13 protein-coding genes are annotated in these 15,364 nt (G+C 68.9%); 1 reads left to right on the top strand and 12 read right to left on the bottom strand.

Annotated elements, in window-relative coordinates; translation table 11 throughout:
- Positions 1–41 precede the first annotated feature (41 nt).
- Genes E3O50_RS12290 through E3O50_RS12235 form a run of 12 tightly spaced genes read right to left on the bottom strand, consistent with a single transcriptional unit; the run spans position 42 to position 14,014 of the window.
- Positions 42–1,871: a hypothetical protein gene (locus E3O50_RS12290; RefSeq protein WP_134558304.1), complete on the bottom strand. Its 1,830-nt coding sequence runs from the start codon at positions 1,869–1,871 to the stop codon at positions 42–44.
- Complete coding sequence (locus E3O50_RS12285; protein ID WP_134558303.1) at positions 1,868–3,136, bottom strand: hypothetical protein; 1,269 nt, start codon at positions 3,134–3,136, stop codon at positions 1,868–1,870. The genes E3O50_RS12290 and E3O50_RS12285 overlap by 4 nt, the downstream gene beginning before the upstream one ends.
- Positions 3,133–6,654: a hypothetical protein gene (locus E3O50_RS12280; RefSeq protein WP_134564567.1), complete on the bottom strand. Its 3,522-nt coding sequence runs from the start codon at positions 6,652–6,654 to the stop codon at positions 3,133–3,135. The genes E3O50_RS12285 and E3O50_RS12280 overlap by 4 nt, the downstream gene beginning before the upstream one ends.
- Positions 6,651–7,766, bottom strand: a complete 1,116-nt coding sequence (locus E3O50_RS12275) for an endonuclease/exonuclease/phosphatase family protein (protein WP_134559339.1) — start codon at positions 7,764–7,766, stop codon at positions 6,651–6,653. The genes E3O50_RS12280 and E3O50_RS12275 overlap by 4 nt, the downstream gene beginning before the upstream one ends.
- Positions 7,763–8,152: a response regulator gene (locus tag E3O50_RS12270; protein ID WP_134449095.1), complete on the bottom strand. Its 390-nt coding sequence runs from the start codon at positions 8,150–8,152 to the stop codon at positions 7,763–7,765. The genes E3O50_RS12275 and E3O50_RS12270 overlap by 4 nt, the downstream gene beginning before the upstream one ends.
- Positions 8,153–8,161: 9 nt before the next feature.
- Entirely contained in the window at positions 8,162–8,530 is a 369-nt protein-coding gene (locus E3O50_RS12265) for an STAS domain-containing protein (protein ID WP_134449094.1), read from the bottom strand.
- Positions 8,527–8,985: an ATP-binding protein gene (locus tag E3O50_RS12260; RefSeq protein WP_166787369.1), complete on the bottom strand. Its 459-nt coding sequence runs from the start codon at positions 8,983–8,985 to the stop codon at positions 8,527–8,529. Before E3O50_RS12260 ends, E3O50_RS12265 begins: the two co-directional genes overlap by 4 nt.
- On the bottom strand, positions 8,969–10,381 hold the full coding sequence (locus E3O50_RS12255) for a PP2C family protein-serine/threonine phosphatase (protein WP_134559337.1): 1,413 nt from the start codon (positions 10,379–10,381) through the stop codon (positions 8,969–8,971). The genes E3O50_RS12260 and E3O50_RS12255 overlap by 17 nt, the downstream gene beginning before the upstream one ends.
- Complete coding sequence (locus E3O50_RS12250; protein ID WP_134559335.1) at positions 10,378–10,710, bottom strand: STAS domain-containing protein; 333 nt, start codon at positions 10,708–10,710, stop codon at positions 10,378–10,380. The genes E3O50_RS12255 and E3O50_RS12250 overlap by 4 nt, the downstream gene beginning before the upstream one ends.
- A gap of 9 nt (positions 10,711–10,719) precedes the next feature.
- Complete coding sequence (locus E3O50_RS12245) at positions 10,720–11,556, bottom strand: dolichyl-phosphate beta-glucosyltransferase (RefSeq protein WP_134449090.1); 837 nt, start codon at positions 11,554–11,556, stop codon at positions 10,720–10,722.
- Positions 11,553–12,830 (bottom strand): oligosaccharide flippase family protein, encoded by a 1,278-nt coding sequence (locus E3O50_RS12240; RefSeq protein WP_134559333.1) that lies wholly within the window; start codon positions 12,828–12,830, stop codon positions 11,553–11,555. The genes E3O50_RS12245 and E3O50_RS12240 overlap by 4 nt, the downstream gene beginning before the upstream one ends.
- Positions 12,827–14,014: a glycosyltransferase gene (locus E3O50_RS12235; protein ID WP_134559331.1), complete on the bottom strand. Its 1,188-nt coding sequence runs from the start codon at positions 14,012–14,014 to the stop codon at positions 12,827–12,829. Before E3O50_RS12235 ends, E3O50_RS12240 begins: the two co-directional genes overlap by 4 nt.
- 318 nt (positions 14,015–14,332) lie before the next feature.
- Between E3O50_RS12235 and E3O50_RS12230 the strand changes: the two genes are divergently transcribed.
- Positions 14,333–15,364, top strand: a 1,032-nt coding sequence (locus tag E3O50_RS12230) for a hypothetical protein (RefSeq protein ID WP_198413638.1), incomplete at its 3' end; no start/stop codon positions are given.

Genomic DNA, 15,364 nt, shown 5'->3' with positions numbered 1-15,364 from the left:
CGCACTGTCGAGGAGGACCTGGACGAGGGCGCGCGTGGCAATCACTGTGGTGTGCTTCCTGGGCGGTCGTGCTGACCTGTTGTGGGGGAGTCCGCGGGACCCGGCTTCTGCAGCCTGCGCTTGCGCCGGCGGTGACGGGCCCACAGCAGCACCCCGGCGCCGGCGAGCAGGGCCGCGAACACCAGGATCCAGAATTTCGAGGTGGCGTAGTCGAGAAGGCCCGGTGCCGGAATCGTCGTGAGCTGGGCGCCGGCCTCGAAGAGCACGGCGGCGGGCTTGGCAGAGCCGTCGGCGCGGAGCAGCCCGCCGGCATCCGTCTTCGTGTCGGCGAAGGCCGCCACGCTGAGGCGGGACAGTCCGGCGCGCTCCGCGGCCAGGAGTACCCGGGCGACGTCGGAGGCCTGCCGTGCCTCGGTCTTCGGCAGGGGTCCCCAGCCGCCCTCGGTGCTGAGCCCGGTCACCGTCAGCAGCACGGCCCGGTCGGGGAGCGCGGCGCGCACAGCCCCGATCGCTGCGGTCGGGTCACCGCCTCCGGTCAGGTGCAGGGACACGGCGTCGACCAGCCGGGCCATCGACGGATCGGCCGCGGCCGCACTCGTCGCCCAGGAGACGGTCTGCGGCGTGCCAGGGTCGAGCTCCCGCAGGACGGAGCCGGTGTGCAGGAGGAACGCCCGGATCTCGGCGGGGCTCGGAGACCCGGTCGTGCGCTGCTCCGGCCGGTCGGCGAGGTCCCAGAGGGCGAGGGCCGGTTGGCCGCGCACCGCGGTCGCGATGGCCGTGAGGTGGGCATCGGCAGCGACCCAGTTCGCGGGGGTGAGGTCGCGGAAGCCGTCGAAGAGGACGAGGTCGACCCGCAGTCCGTGCCGGTCGGCCTGCTCGAGCAACGTGATCAGGCCGGTGATGGCGTCGTCGGTGGGTTTCGCGCCGCCCAGCTCGGTGTACGGGAGCGGAACCCGGATGGTGTCGAACCCGAGAGCCCGCAGGCGGGCGAAGTCGGCCCCCAGGGTGGCCGGGGCGAGCAGGATGGGGGCTGGAACGGGAGTGGCGGAGGGCGCAGGGGTCGGGGTCGCGCCGGGAATCGGTGTCGGTGTGGCGCTCGCCGTGACGGCGACCGGAACGACGGGCGCCCAGCCGGCCGGGCGATACTCGGTGGCCAGGCTCGCCGGGACCGTGAGGGGTGTCGTCGTCGGGGCGCCGGTGATCGCGGTCGCTCCGGCGGCATCCGTCGTCAGTGCGGCAGTGTCGCTCCCTGCGGAGCGCCGGAGCTGGCGGATGCGCCAGAAGCCGTCTTCGAGCACCATCACGACGTCGTAGCTCTCGTGGCTGAGCAGTACCGTCTCATTCAGCCCGGTGCCGACCGTGCGTGCGATGTTCGCACCCCCGTCGTGGAAGGCGACGGTCGCGCCGTCGAGGGCGTAGAACTCGAGTTCGAGGGAGTGGCGCAGGTCCCAGGTCGCGCTCGGGCCGGTGCGGGGCAGATCGAGCACGGCACGCCGGGCCGCCCCGCTGAAGGTGTCGTTGACGGCAGGCCGCTCGCCCGTGGACTGGAAACGCCCGATCGCGGCCCAGGCCCGGATATAGCTGGCTGCGATCATCATGCGCGTCGCGGGCTCGAGCACTCGTTCGCGCTGCCACGCGTCTGGCAGCCAGCTGACGAGCTGGCTTGCGTTGACCGGAACCGTCGCGACTTCGTGGAGCCCGGACGAGACCTTCGCCCCTGTCGAACTCTGCAGCGTGATCTGCCCGCTGAGCACGAGGAGCCCGACGGTCGCGGCGACGAGGCCGAGGCCGAGCAGCGCGGCGATCAGCCGTTTGATGCGGCTGCGCCTGAAGTTCCCCGGGACGCGGACCGGGAGCCTGGGCCTCGTCATCGGAGCGTCTCCACGTTTTCTGCGCCGAGCACCGAGACGGTGACCGTGACCGGACTGACGAGCGGCCTGGTCGCGACGAGGATGTCGAGCACGCCGTTCACGAGCCCGGCGCTTGCGGAGCCGGCCTCGCCGATGGCGTCGACCACGGAGACGCGGGCCGTCGTTCCATCCGGCACGAATGTGCCGCCGAAGCGGTTGACCGGGCCGATACTCACGAAGACGCCGGCGTCGACCAGGCGTGCGCTCAGGTCGACAGTACCGACGGTGGCCGCGAACGGCAGTGTGAGGGCGCTCGCCGCGTGCACACCGCGACAGAACCCGGTGATCTGGAACGCGCCCGGCGTTCCCGGCGCCTGCAGCGAGAGCTGGGCGACGCCGGAGATCGTGGCCGCGGTCGTGCGCCCCGCGCCTTCAGGGCCCGTCCATTCCACCGTGACCTGGGTGCCGTCCGGCTCGACATTGCCGAAGCGATCCCGCAGCACGGAAGTCCGGATCGGGACGAGCGTCTGGCCGTCGGCCCCGGCGTTGGCGGCCAACACGGGCTCGACGGGCTCGAGGGAGAAGGGGAGCGGTGGCCCGGCGACTTCGTCGAGGCTGACGCTCGGTCCGGTCACGGGACCGGAAGCGACCCAGACCTGGCCACGACCGGCCAGGGTGCCCGAGACGAGTTCCTGGAAGGCGAGCAGGTGCGACACGACCGCTCCGCTCGAACTCCGCACTCCGACGGGGTTCTCGCGGGAGACCAGCACCGGTGAACCCTCTGCGATGGAATTACCCCAGGCGTCGACAGGGATCGTGACGACCATGGACATGTCTGCGGCGTCGGCCACGATGGAGCGAGCGCCGACGACGGCCTGTATCGGGCCGACCGCGGCCCCGGGGGTGAGCTCCGTGGCACCCCGCACGACCGTTCCACCGGAACTCGCCACGAGGGTGACGGACCCTGCGCTGCGGGTCAGGGCGACCGGAAGCCGGAATTCCGCCGTGTCGTCGACACTCACGGCGGTGAGCACGAGCTGGCCGAGCGAACCGATCGCGACGAGTTGCACCGTCGCGCCGTCGGCGGCCCCCGCGACGGTCACCGGAATCTCCGCGCCCGCCGGCGCGGTCGGCGCGACTTGCAGCACGAGGGCGGTCGCAGCGTTCTGTGCTGCCCGCGCTTCCGCGCGGGAGCCGGCTCCGGAATCCGTGGGGAGCCCGATCGCCAGGCCGAGGGCGAGCGTGACGATCAGGCCGACTGCGCGGCGCGTGCCCGGCCGCGTCACGGCTGGCTCGCTCTGGCGTAGGTCGTCGCCGTGAGAGACAGCCCGGAAAAGCCCGTATCGGCGGGCAGGGCGATCGAGGCTGCGAGCGCGGATGCCGGCGGAGAGTGGGCAGGACCCGCGTAGCCGGTCGTCGGCACCCCGGAGGCTGCGATCGGGGTGCGTGACGCGAGCGGAATGCGGAAATCGCTGACCGATTGCGGGGCGATGCTGTGCTCGAGATAGGCATGATCGACCCAGGCCAGGCTGCCGTCCGCTGCCGTATAGGACACCAGGAGGTGCGGAACGGAGGCTTCCACCGTGCTGTCGTTGCGCAGCTCGCCGAGAACGGCGTAGCCGTCGACGGCCGAGCCGGTGAGCCGCAGGTGCTGCACTTGCAGGCCGCGCGCGCTCGCCCGCGGGGTCACGACGGCGCGGGCGTAGACGGCCACCGACGACACTGTCGCGCCGGCGGCGAGCACGAAGGGGGTGATCGTCTGAGGGTCGAACTCGACAGGGCCGTGGATATTGGAGGACGTGGCCGGTGCTGCGACGGTGACGCTTGTCGCGGAGGGGGGCGTCACCGCCGTCGTGTCCTTGAGGCCGCCGTCGGCTTCGAGGCCGTAGTCGCCGGTACCGGCGATGCTCTGGAACTCGATCCGGAAGGGGCTCGTCGCTCCGGGCAGCAGCTTGTGAACGAGTACCTGGGCGGCATCCCAGCTGGCGAGCAGCGCGCCGTCCTGATCGCGCAGCTGCGCTTCGACGGTGACGTCTGCGGGGTCGACGTCGGTGTTCGTCACCTCGCCGATCACGACCCAGCGACCGTTCACGAGCAGGGAGCTGACGTTGCCGAGGGTCAGCTCGGGCCGGTCGAGCACGTCCATCGTGGAGGTTCCGTCCGAGCTGAGTGCGCGACGACCCTGGGAGAGGAAGCCGACGGCGGGTCGGCTGGTGAACTGGTCCGGCGGAGACGTCGCGTCTCCGGCGGGAAGGTCGATGAACCAGCCGGTCGGTTCCTGGATCAGGGTCACAGGGGTGGTCACCCGATACGACTGCAGGGAGGTGAGATAGTCGAGGGTTGCGGTCATCACCTGCCTGCCCGGGGTGCTCGAGGCCGGCACTGCGGTGACGGATGCGAGCTTCGCGAAGGAGGCGACAAGGCCTCCGTCCCTGCCGAGTTCCTGCTGGTACACCGTGTAGTCCGGCCGGGTCGAGGGATCGAGCAGGGCGTATGCGGCGGCGAAGCGGCGGAAATCGAGGTGTCCGTAGTAGTCCTCGACGACTTCGGCAGCCGTGGGCTGGCGCGGCTTCGCCACTGCGAGGGCGCCGCCGGCAGCGACCATGACCAGCATCAGGGTCACGACGGCCGCCTGCCAGCGGCGGCGGCGCTTCCGGACCCGGGCGCGTGCCCGCGTGCGGAGGCGCGGCAGTGCCCCGCCCCAGGGCAGCCAGCCGCCGGCCGGGGGCGCGGGCTCCTCGGTGTGCGGGATGCGGTCGCTCGCCCCGGCGAGGGCGGCGTCGACGGCGCCGACGGCGCGGGTCACCGGGCTCGTGAGCTTCTTCAGTGCGGAGCGCAGGAGGCGGGCGGCCGTGCGGGGCGGGCGGGCGAGCATCCGTCGCAGCCTGGCCGGCACGACACGGCGCACGACGGCGCCGACGCCGGGCACCCGCGTGGGCGCTCCGATCAGGGACCACACCATGAGCACAAGCGCCAGGGCGATGGAGGCGGGCGGGATCAGTCCCCACCACAGGCGCTCCCAGAGCGGTGCCTGGTGCGAGACCTCGTTCGTCGGCAGCGGGGCGACGTCGGAGCGTTCCCAGATTTCGATGCCGTTCTCGAGCGGACCGAGGTCGGTCCAGCCGCTCGCGTCGAGCAGCGGGGAGTAGAAGGCATCGTTGCTGAAGACGTATTTGAGCGAGTACCGGCCGGGCACCGCCAGGAACTGTTGCAGGCTCCCGATCCCGGGCACACCGGAGTACTTCGCGCCCTCGAGGCGCTCGATCGGCCGGGACGTCAGCTCGGGCAGCTGCCGGGCAGAGTGATAGTCGCCGTCGATGGTTCCGGCGGTCATATTGGCACCGAGCCAGGCCATCTGGTCGCCGAATCCCAGTGTGAGGTACCGCCACTGGGAGTGCTGATCCTTGTTCATGAAGGTCGTGATCGGGGTGACGTCGATCGGGGCAGGCTGGAATGCCCGGTACTGCGTGAGGTTCGCCGCGTAGAGGGTCGTGGTGAGGTGTGCGGCCAGCAGCAGGCCCGGAAGGACCACCGAGAGCGTGCGCCCGACATGCGCGAGCAGCCAGGCTCGGATCGAACCGTTCGTGACGCTCGACACGAACTGACCGACGAGCGGCAGGATGGAGATGGTCGCCCAGAACGTGAAGCGGTCGAGTGTGAGGATGTCGTACGCGCCGCCCAGGAGGATCTTGGGAAATGGCGTGGTGCCGCCGGTGCCGAGGAACGCGAGCACGCCGAGGGAGAGGGTGAGCGGCCACGCCTTGCCCGCCATGCCGCGAATCAATGCGTATGGCAGCACGAGCAGCGTCGTGCCCCAGGGGATCAGCCAGAAGACCAGGCCGGCGTTGACATTGACCAGGAAACTGTCGCGGCTGGCGTGCGGGATGGAGACCTGGGTGATCGGGTCGCTCTTGGAGTACAGCCAGTACGGAAGGACGACGCAGAGCAGGGCAGTGACCACCAGCGCCCCGAGGATCCCGGTCCGCACGAGGGAGGGCATCACCCGGCGGATCCGGCGGGCGATCAGCGGCCAGAGCAGCCGGAAGCTGAACCGCGGCGGGTGTCCGTCCTTTTCGCCGGCGAGCGGGGTGCGCACGGCGAACACGAGTGCCCCGAGCAGGACCGGCCCGAGGAAGAAGAGCGATCCGAACAGGGTCGTGACATGGTGGCAGGCCGTGGTGGCCATGATGCAGCCGACCCCGGCGAGCAGGGCCTTCCGGTTGCCGGTGCGCACCCAGGTATTCGCGAAGGGCAGCCCGTTGAGCAGGAACCCGAGCGAGAGCGTGGTGGGAAGCTGGCCGAAGACGTGCACGGTTTCAGCGATGGACGACGCCAGCACCAGGGCGATGGCCGCCCAGCCTGCTGAGGTGCGGTTGACCCAGATGCCGCTCCAGCGGTAGACCCCGATGGTGAGGTTGAGGAGGGCGAAGACCTGCACGACGACGAAGCCGGGGCGCAACCCGATGATCTTGCTCAGGGCCGCGATCATGAAGTGGCCGCCCGGCGGGTAGCTCAGGGTGGAGAACCCGGTGTACCAGCGGGTGTCCCAGCTCGAGAACCAGTCTCTGGCGTAGTGGTCGGCGAAGAAGATGTGCACGTAGGCGTCGTAGGTGCGCTGGTAACTTCCGGCGAGCAGCAAAGAGCCGTGGAACACGAGCACGAGGATGAGCGCGATGAAGAGCAGGCGGTGGCGGCGCACGAAGCCCTTTCGCGAGCGCCCGTCCGGCGCTTCTTCCGGCCGGTGCACCCTCGCCTTCTCCGCTGCCGGAACGGGGACCGGGGCCGGCTCCGCCACCAGGGTCATGGCGTCGGAGTCTCCGGCGACGAAGGACTCTGAGACGAAGGACTCTGAGACGAAGGACTCTGAGACGAAGGACTCCGGGACGACGGGAGGGCGAGGTCGACGACGAGGCGGCGGTGGTCGCTCCCCGCGCTCGTCTGGTCGGTCACGGCGACGACCGTGACCTGTTGGCTGACGAGCACATGGTCGAGGCGCATCAGCGGAGGAACGACGCCGTCCCAGCGTGGCCAGGTCGCCCCGAAACCGCTGCCGGACTCCACGAAGGCGTCCCGCAGCCCGGTGGCGACGAGCCGCCGCAGCGGCGCATGGTCGAGGGTCGCGTTGAAATCGCCCGCGAGGATGAGGGTGCCGGTGTCGCTTGCCGCGATCCGGGCCAGCTCGGCGTACTGTCCCCGCCAGAGCACGGTGTTCTCCGAGGTGACGGGTGCTACCGCGTGCACATCGATGATCCGTACGAGTCCTGCGGGCGTGTGGATGCGCGCCTCGAGCATCGGGGACCCGGCTACGTCGATCGGGCCGCCGTCTTCGATCGGCAGGCGGGAGAAGATCGCCGAGCCATGGTATCCGGGGAGCGCGTCGAGGATCCGTTCCGGGTAGGCCGCCCAGAGCGGCGAGGCGGCGAGCGTGGCCAGGTGTTCGGGGGTGACCTCTTCGAGCACGATCACGTCGGCATCCGTCGCGACGAGCTCGCCGGCGAGGGTGGCGAGCTCGGTGTTGTCGAGGAGGACGTTGGCGCTGACGATCCGGAGCGGAGTGGCGCCGACGGGTGCCGTGCGCGGGCCGTTCCATCCGATGGCCGGAATCAGCAGGGTGGCCTGCACGACGACGAGGGCGAGCGCAACCGTGCCGAGGGCGAGTGGCCACCTGAGGCGGGCCGGCCCGTCGGAACGTCTGCGGGCCCGCCGGGCCCGTCGCATGAGCACGATTCCCGTGCCCGCGAGCAGAGGATACGCCGGGAGGAGCAGCCACACCGTGATGCCCTGCACCCCGATCAGCAGTGGTTCGGTTTCACTGGACAGCGCCCGGATCAGGGCGCTCGCGGTCATGCCGCCTGCTGCCAGCCAGCCGAGGCCGCACGCAGTCCTGGTCAGGGCACGCGTGACGCCGCGACTCACCGGTCCCTTTGGCGCGGCAGGATCGTCGCGAGGCACTCGGAGAGCGCGCGGGAGCTGATCGGCTTGATCAGGTGCCCATCGATCACGCTCGCGAGGTCGAGTCCGACAGAGGAATGTTCCACGATGCCGGTCACGAGTACGAAGAGCGGGCGAGCCGGCGCCGGTGGCAGCGCGTTCAGCAGGTCCACACCGGTGCCGCCCGGCATCGAGAAGTCGGAGAAGATCGCCGTGAAGGTGCCAGACCGGGCGAGCGCGATCGCCGGGGCGACATCGTCGGCCTCGGTGACGTCCCAGCCCGCCCTGCGCAACATATGGGAGAGGACGAGGCGGGACACGGTTTCGTCGTCGACGACCAGGGCCGTGTTGGACAGGGATTCGGCGGTCATGGCGCGGCCTCAGTCGTCCTGCTGCTGCGGCAGCATCCGGAAGATCTGGTCGAACTGGGTGAGCCGGAACACCCGCATCGCATTGTCCGAGTCCGGACGCACGAGTACAACGTCGCCACCGTGTGCCCGGCAGGAACGCCGCTGCCAGACGAGCACGGCGAGGCCGGCACTGTCCACGAAATCGACGGCAGCGAGGTCGAACACGATCTGGGGGCATCCGGCTATGTCGGACTCGTCGAGCCGGGCGCGCAGGTCGGATGCGGCGACGGCGTCGAGTCGACCGCCGAGCGTCACAACAGTGAGTCCGGCGGCCGGCGTCGCGACGCCGACCGTGAGGCCGCTGTCCCTCGATGTGCGGACGGTGTCTGGATCGATCATGGCTGGTGCTCATTTCCGGTCTTCTGGGAGTCGGCCGGCGGGGTGCGGTTGACGCGGAGGGTCCATCGGTTCCCGGCGTCGACCCGGCGGTAGTCGAGATCGTTGACGAGTTTGCGGACCAGCATGAGGCCGTATCCGCGTTCCTGGGGAACCCCGGCCACAGGGATCCTGACCCCGGCCGGGTCGAAGGGCAGGCCGGGATCGGTCACGCAGATCTCGACGACGGAATCGGTGATTCCGGCGCTGAACCGGATCTCCGCAGCGACCGGCAGGCCGGCGTGGTCGATGATGTTCATCGCGACCTCGTGGACGGCGAGTTCCAGGCGTGCGGCGATCGCGCCGGCCTCATCGTCGGGGAGCTCGCCGAGCACCCCGTGCAGCCACGGACCGATCTTGCGGACCATCGCCGTTGTGCCCTCGATGACAAGCTCGGTCGGGTCAGCTGACGCGGTCATGAATCGCCTCCACGGCTCGGAGGATGACGAGGGTGCGGTCATCGGAGGGCGGGGTTCCATCCGCGTGTCTTTTCACGGCATCTAGAATATGGTGTCCGAGCCGCTCGGCGGACTCTCCCGGGAGCTCGGCACAGAGTTCGGCCAGACGGTCGTAGCCGAGCATCACCCCGCTGGAGTTCTCCTGTTCGGCGAGTCCGTCGGAACCGAGCACCAGTGCGTCGTTCCGCTGCAGGTCGAAGCGCACTGTCCGACCTCGTGGCTCGGGTAACACGCCGAGCGGTGGCATTGACGCCGGAATGAGCGTTATGATCCCGTCCAGGACGAGCATCACCGGGGAATGGCCGGCGTTGCACACGTGCAGGGCGCCCATACTGGGCCGGTATGCGCCGAGGGCGACGGTGATGAACAGTCCGACATCGTCGAGATAGTCGTAGAGTTCGATGCCCATCGCGCACATCGCCCCCGCAGGATCGTCTGCGTCGTGGGTGAGGAAGGCCACCCGGGCGGCGCTGACGGCACGCGTCATCACCATCGCCGCGGGAAGACCCTTTCCGGCGACGTCGCCCACGGTGAACCACAGCACATCGCCCACCACGGCGAAGGCGAAGAAGTCCCCGCCGGCAAGGCTCGCCGGAATCGTGTCGGAGAACACCTCGACCCCGGAGAGGGTCGGCGCAGGCTGGGAGAAGACTGCCTGGGCAAGGCTTGATGCGACCTGGTGCTCGCGCTCGAAAGTGGCGCGCTTGATCTCGAGGAGATGCAGCCGGGTGAGCGCGAACTGCATGTCGGCGGCCGCAACCGCCGCCCTGACGAGGCGCAGGTCGCCCGTGGTGTAGACCGGTCCGTTCGTCCTGAGGAATGCGAGCGCGCGGATGCCCCCGCTCTGGTCGTTGAGGGGTGCGATCACAGCGTTCCCCTGGCCGACGAGTCTCGGCTCCGGGTCATCAGTACTCTTCGTCGCCTCGCGGATGACCTCCGTGAGCTCGGGCGAGTCCGAGGACGGCCCTCCCGTGGTGTGCACCAGGCGATCGTCGACCATCGCGACGAGGTCCGACGCGGTCAGTACCCTGGCTTGGTCGAGCAGGTCGCGAAGCGCCTCGGACCTGCCGAGGGTGCTCAGGTTCACCTGGGTGAGCGCCCGAAGGGCAATCAGGTGGTCCTGGCTTGTGATCAGGGCTTCCGTGACGTCGTCCTGGGCGGAGTAGATCCCGTGGATCGCACGGCGGATGGCGTTGGCTGCGTCGATGGCGTCGGGGGCCGCGTCCCCGGAGACGGTCCAGTCGGAACCGGGCGGTCGGTGGATCTCGCCGGCCCCGGCCGCCACAAGTAAGCGCTCGAGAGCGGCGTCGGCGAGGTCGCTCTCGATCAGGTGGGTTTCGGGGGAAGCGGGGGTCATGATGTGGTCGTGGTCGGGTCCGTCCGGGACTCCAGGGTGAAGACCTGCTGGAGTTCGGTCAGTTCGAGGATGATCCGGACCGGGTCGGAGACGTTCACGAGGATGACTTCGCCGCCGATTGCCTTGGCAGCCTTCTGCGAGCGCAACAGTTCGGCGAGGGCGCTCGAGTCGACGAACACGACGTTCGAGAGGTCGAGTCGCAGGGTCGCGTTCTCCGGTCGGATCAGGAGGTCGACGACGTTGCGGAAGTCCGCGGTCTCGTGGGCGTCGAAACGGCCGGCAAGGCTGACTGTCGTGTGGCCGATTCCGGATTCGGTGCGTATTCTCATCGTGATTTCCTATTTGATCGATGCGACGGATGCGGGGGACGAGGCTCGCGAGACCGGTGAATGGCCGGTGACGGTGTACCCGCCGCGCAGGTCGTGGACCTTGATCTTGACGAGGTCGGCGACGAACTGCAGGCTCACCTTGGCGGCGTCGACCGTGGAACCGGGCGCGTCGATCCATTCGACGGGGACTTCGGCCGTGGTCAGCCCAAGACGGCCGGCGAGGTAGATCACCTCGAGATCGAAGGAGAACCCATCGACGACCTGGAGGGTGAACAGCGACCGGGCCGCCGGGGCGGTGAAGAGCTTGAAGCCGCACTGCGTGTCCGCGATCTCGATGCCGAACCCGACGGACACCATCACGTGCAGGCCCCGGCTCAGGACCTTCCGCAGGGCGCTCTTTCCGCTCACCGCCGCGCCGGCGGCTGCTCGCGAGCCGACGACGACGTCGTAGCCGGCATCGATCTTCGCCATGAGGTGGTCGAATTGCTCGATCGGCGTTGACTGGTCCGCGTCCGCGAACAGGATGAATTCACCGCGGGCCGCGAGCATTCCCCTGCGGACGGCGTCACCCTTTCCGGTGTTCTTGGCGGCGACGAGCACGGTCATGTTCGGAAAGCGCAGGTCCTGCAGGAGGGAGACTGTCGTGTCCGTGGAGCCGTCGTCGGCGATGATCAACTCCCAGGGTTCGCCCCTCGAACACATGTGGGTGGCGATTGCACCGACAGTCGGCAGGATTCGCCACTCCTCGTTGTATGCCGGAATGACGACCGAGACGCGCGGCGGCACAGTCGACTTCTCGGTGACCCACTTGCGATAGGCTTGGTAGGTGCCGGTTTCCGCGGTCATCGGGGCAACCCTTCTTCGGTGGGAATGTGGGGGGAGGATCTGGTGAGGAGGTGCCGGGCGGCCATCACGCCGAGCAGGAGCACCATCGCCACGAATTGCACGATGATCAGTTGCGCGGTCGACTCGTGCCAGACAAGCAGCAGCACGAGCTGCACGACGGATGCTCCGAACAGCAGCCAGGACTGGGTGTTGCGTCCCTGCGACAACTCGTGGCTGGCTACGAGGTTTGCCACGGCGAAGAGGGTCGTCATCCCCGCGTATGCGGCGAGGGGCGCCGAGAGGTCGCCGTAGGCCGGGCCGAGGATGAAGCCCAGCACGGGACCGCCCAGGACCAGCGCGCCCAGTGTGCACGCGGCACCGATCCCGGCGACGGCCGCTATGCCGCCGGTCAGCAGGGACCCGGTGTCACCGCCGCTCGCGTGCCGTCGAGCCACGACAGGGAACACGACGGTCGCGACCGACCACGCCAGGAAGAACACCGCCCGCCCGACGAGAGCGATCGCGGCGTAGATCCCCGCGGCATCCGGGGAGAAGAATGCCTTTGCGACGAGCACGTCGCTGTTGTTGGCGATGATCTGGCCGATCAGGAGTACCGACACCAGGGCGGCGTAGCTGCGCACCGTGACCAGGTCGGGGGCGGTACCCGTGAGCCCTGGTCCGGTCCTGGCGAGCAGCTTCACGGCGAGCCAGGTGGCGACGAACGACGCCGTGAGACCGATGGTCGCGCCGTTGACACCGAAGCCGAGTGCGACGAGGGCCACACCGCAGCCGAGACGCACAACCATCTCCACCACGAAGGACGTGGCGAGACCGGGGAAGCGCAGCCGGCCCTGCATGACACCACGACCGACGGACTGCACGAGGTAGAACGGCATTCCGGCGCCGAGGATGACGAATGGCCAGAACGACGCGGTGTGGAAGACCTGCGACCAGAGGGTGCTGCCTCCGGCGAGGATCGCCCCGGTCAGGATGCCGGCACCGAGCGCATAACCGCGCAGGGTGCGGGCGAGCCGGTCGGAGCGGGCCGGATCACCGGACTCGTCATAGATTCCGACGAAGCGGGCCGCCACGAGCTGCAGGCAGAGCGCGATCGAGGTGATCGTGAGCATGAGCGTCACCATCAGGTTGGCATCCGAGAACTCGGCGGGGGTCAGTACCCGGCCGAGGAACAGGTTGAGCACGTAGTTCCCGGCATTGGCCACGATCATGGCCACGGCAAGAGCGGTACCGCCGCCCACCAGGGAGGGAGTCCGTGAGGAAGGTTCCGCCGTCATCGCATGGCCCGCCTGTCGAGCAGCCGCTGGATGTGGATCAGGTGCCAGTGCATGACCTCGGACATCGGGATGCCCGAGGCGGCCGCGAAGTTGCGGCGGCCGAGGGACACCCGCTGTTCGGGGTGGTCGAGCACCTCGGCCAGGGCGTCGGCGAGGCTGGTCGCGTCACCCGGTTCGAAGTAGACGCCGAGGAAGCCCTCTTCTTCGATGATGTCGATCAGGTCGCCGATGCGGGGCAGCACGGCGGCACGACCATACTCCCCGGCCTGGTGCAGCACACCCGAACTCCCGGTCGTCGACGTGTACGGGAAGGCGACGACGGTCGCGGCGGAGAAGAGCGGCGCCACCTCCTCCTCGGCGACATAGCCCGTGAAGACGAGGTCAGGCAGATCGGAGAACCGTTCGGCGACCGACTGCATGTAGCCGGCGGAATTCGGGCTGTCCGTACCCGCGAGCACCAACTCGAGGTCGTCGTACCCGCGGTCGAGGAGCTCCTGGTATGCCTCGACGAGCACGTCGACGGTCTTGTACGTGCCCCATTTGCCGAACGCAAGGATGCGCCGGCGTCCGTCCGGTATGCCGAAAGACGGGAATGCGACCTCCTCGAAGCTTCCGTGCGGTGCGAGGAGCGCGTTCGTCGCGCCGTAGCTCTCCTGCAGGTATTCCACATAGCGCGGGATGGTCAGCGCCACGAGGTCGGCGCGGAGCAGGGCGCGGGTGAGGATGCGTCCGGCGAACTTCATCAGGCGCGCCGTCGTCGCGGAGCCGGCGAAGCCGGCATCCTGCATGTCGACGTTGTCCGCGAGGTTGTGCAGCACGACGACGGTCGGTACCCGGAACAACCGCAGCACGGCCGGGATCAGCAGCCCGAGTGCCCCGGGGATGCGCTTGTCCCCGAAGGTGGCGAACTGGAGGTTGAAGAGCACGGCGTCCGGGCGTGTGCGCCGGATCGCCCGGGTGAGTCCCACGATATTCGTGACGCTGTTGAAGGTCCAGCTCGGATAAGCCGTCACGCCGTCGAGGGGGGCAGGACTGCCGGCATCCGTCACGTCGGCGTACAGCAGCACCTCGCCGACCTCGGCCTGCCGGGCGAGGTGTTTGACGAGGTGGAAGCCGAACTCGTTCAGGCTGTTGCGGCCCGGGGGAAAGGCCGTGACGACACCGACCCGCAGTTTCCCGCTCATCGGGCCGGGACCAGGTCCGACGGCGTCAGAGCGTATGGGCTCATGCGTACCCCCTGTGGATCGTGAAAACCGGAACGGCGCTCGCCGACGGTTGTGTTGCACTCAATTGCCTGCCCAACGAGCTCGGAACCGAGCACATCTCGTGGTGAAACCGGGCAGTCCACCTGACTTACTCCTGTGTTCGCGCGGTGTCTTCGGGGGTACCGTGCAGACACAGTATGACGTATCCTCAGGGGGAATTGTATGCAAATCTGGTCGATCCGGAATGTGCACATACCTACCCGTTTCCTCGTTCGACCAAGAAGAGAGGCCCCAGACATGGGACCTGACCGCACCGGCTCCGACCCGTCGCACTCGTCGCCGCGCGACGCGTTCGTGATGCCTCGGCTGATGCTTGTTGCCTTCGTCGTGGTGGGCCTGGGGATCGCCGCCTATGCCTGGGCCACCGTGGCCACCGACGTGGCGGAACGTCCGGTCTGGGTCGACTACACGTACTACCTCGGACTCGAATTCGCGGTGGCGGGCCTCGTCCTGGCGCGCGTCATTCTCGTGAAGTCCGAACGACTCGCCTGGGCCTTGCTCGGCGCGGCGATGCTGTGCATCGCCGCGGCAGACACTGCCGAGTCGATTCTCTTCCCGCCGCGGGCTCCCCATACGGCTTCCCTGGCAGCCATCATTTTCTTCGCCCTCTTCCTGGTGTTCTCGGTGTCGTTCCTTCTCGTTCTGATGCGGCGACGGCTGAACCCGACGTCGGCGACCGTGTGGCTGGATGGTGTCATCGCCGGACTCGGCCTCGTGGCGGTTGCGGCGGCGTTGCTGTTCCGACCGGTGTCGGACATCGTCCTGGACGATATCCTGGGACTCGCATACCCGGTCTCGCCCCTGATCCTCGTAGCCCTGCTCGTGTGCGCCCTCACCGTATACGGCCGACGCCCGAGCCGGGCGTGGTTCCTGCTGGTCATCGCCTTCCTGGGCTTCGCACTGGCCAACACCTTCCTGGTGGCCGGCGTCGCCGACGGCACCTATGTCCGGGGCGGAATCGTCGATGTCGCGTGGCCCGTTGTCGGCGTCCTGCTCGGTCTCGCCGCATGGAGTCCTGGCGTTTCGGCCCTGCCCGACCGCGCGAGTGCCACGCTCGCTCTCGCCGCACCCGCGATTTTCAGCATCGGCGCACTCTGCGTGATCGTCGTGAACGAGTTCGTGCCGCTCGCTTCGCTTGCCGTCTTCGTCTCGTTCTGCACCCTGTTGGTCGGTGCGGTGCGCCTGTTGTTCGCGGTGCGGGATGCTGATCGGTTGCGGGTGCGGCAGGTGGAGTTGAATGTGAGTCTGGGGTTGGCGCGGGATGCGGCG

This window comes from Cryobacterium sp. MDB1-18-1 (assembly GCF_004402735.1).
GTDB classification, from domain to species: domain Bacteria; phylum Actinomycetota; class Actinomycetes; order Actinomycetales; family Microbacteriaceae; genus Cryobacterium; species Cryobacterium glucosi.
This window is presented reverse-complemented; position numbering and strand designations above follow the sequence as displayed.

Coding starts and splice junctions, on each gene's coding strand:
- E3O50_RS12250 (WP_134559335.1), bottom strand. CDS start 10,710: ATGAGAATACGCACCGAATCCGGAATCGGCCACACGACAGTCAGCCTT.
- E3O50_RS12290 (WP_134558304.1), bottom strand. CDS start 1,871: ATGACGAGGCCCAGGCTCCCGGTCCGCGTCCCGGGGAACTTCAGGCGC.
- E3O50_RS12270 (WP_134449095.1), bottom strand. CDS start 8,152: ATGACCGCCGAATCCCTGTCCAACACGGCCCTGGTCGTCGACGACGAA.
- E3O50_RS12265 (WP_134449094.1), bottom strand. CDS start 8,530: ATGATCGATCCAGACACCGTCCGCACATCGAGGGACAGCGGCCTCACG.
- E3O50_RS12245 (WP_134449090.1), bottom strand. CDS start 11,556: ATGACCGCGGAAACCGGCACCTACCAAGCCTATCGCAAGTGGGTCACC.
- E3O50_RS12255 (WP_134559337.1), bottom strand. CDS start 10,381: ATGACCCCCGCTTCCCCCGAAACCCACCTGATCGAGAGCGACCTCGCC.
- E3O50_RS12260 (WP_166787369.1), bottom strand. CDS start 8,985: ATGACCGCGTCAGCTGACCCGACCGAGCTTGTCATCGAGGGCACAACG.
- E3O50_RS12280 (WP_134564567.1), bottom strand. CDS start 6,654: ATGACCCTGGTGGCGGAGCCGGCCCCGGTCCCCGTTCCGGCAGCGGAG.
- E3O50_RS12235 (WP_134559331.1), bottom strand. CDS start 14,014: ATGAGCGGGAAACTGCGGGTCGGTGTCGTCACGGCCTTTCCCCCGGGC.
- E3O50_RS12240 (WP_134559333.1), bottom strand. CDS start 12,830: ATGACGGCGGAACCTTCCTCACGGACTCCCTCCCTGGTGGGCGGCGGT.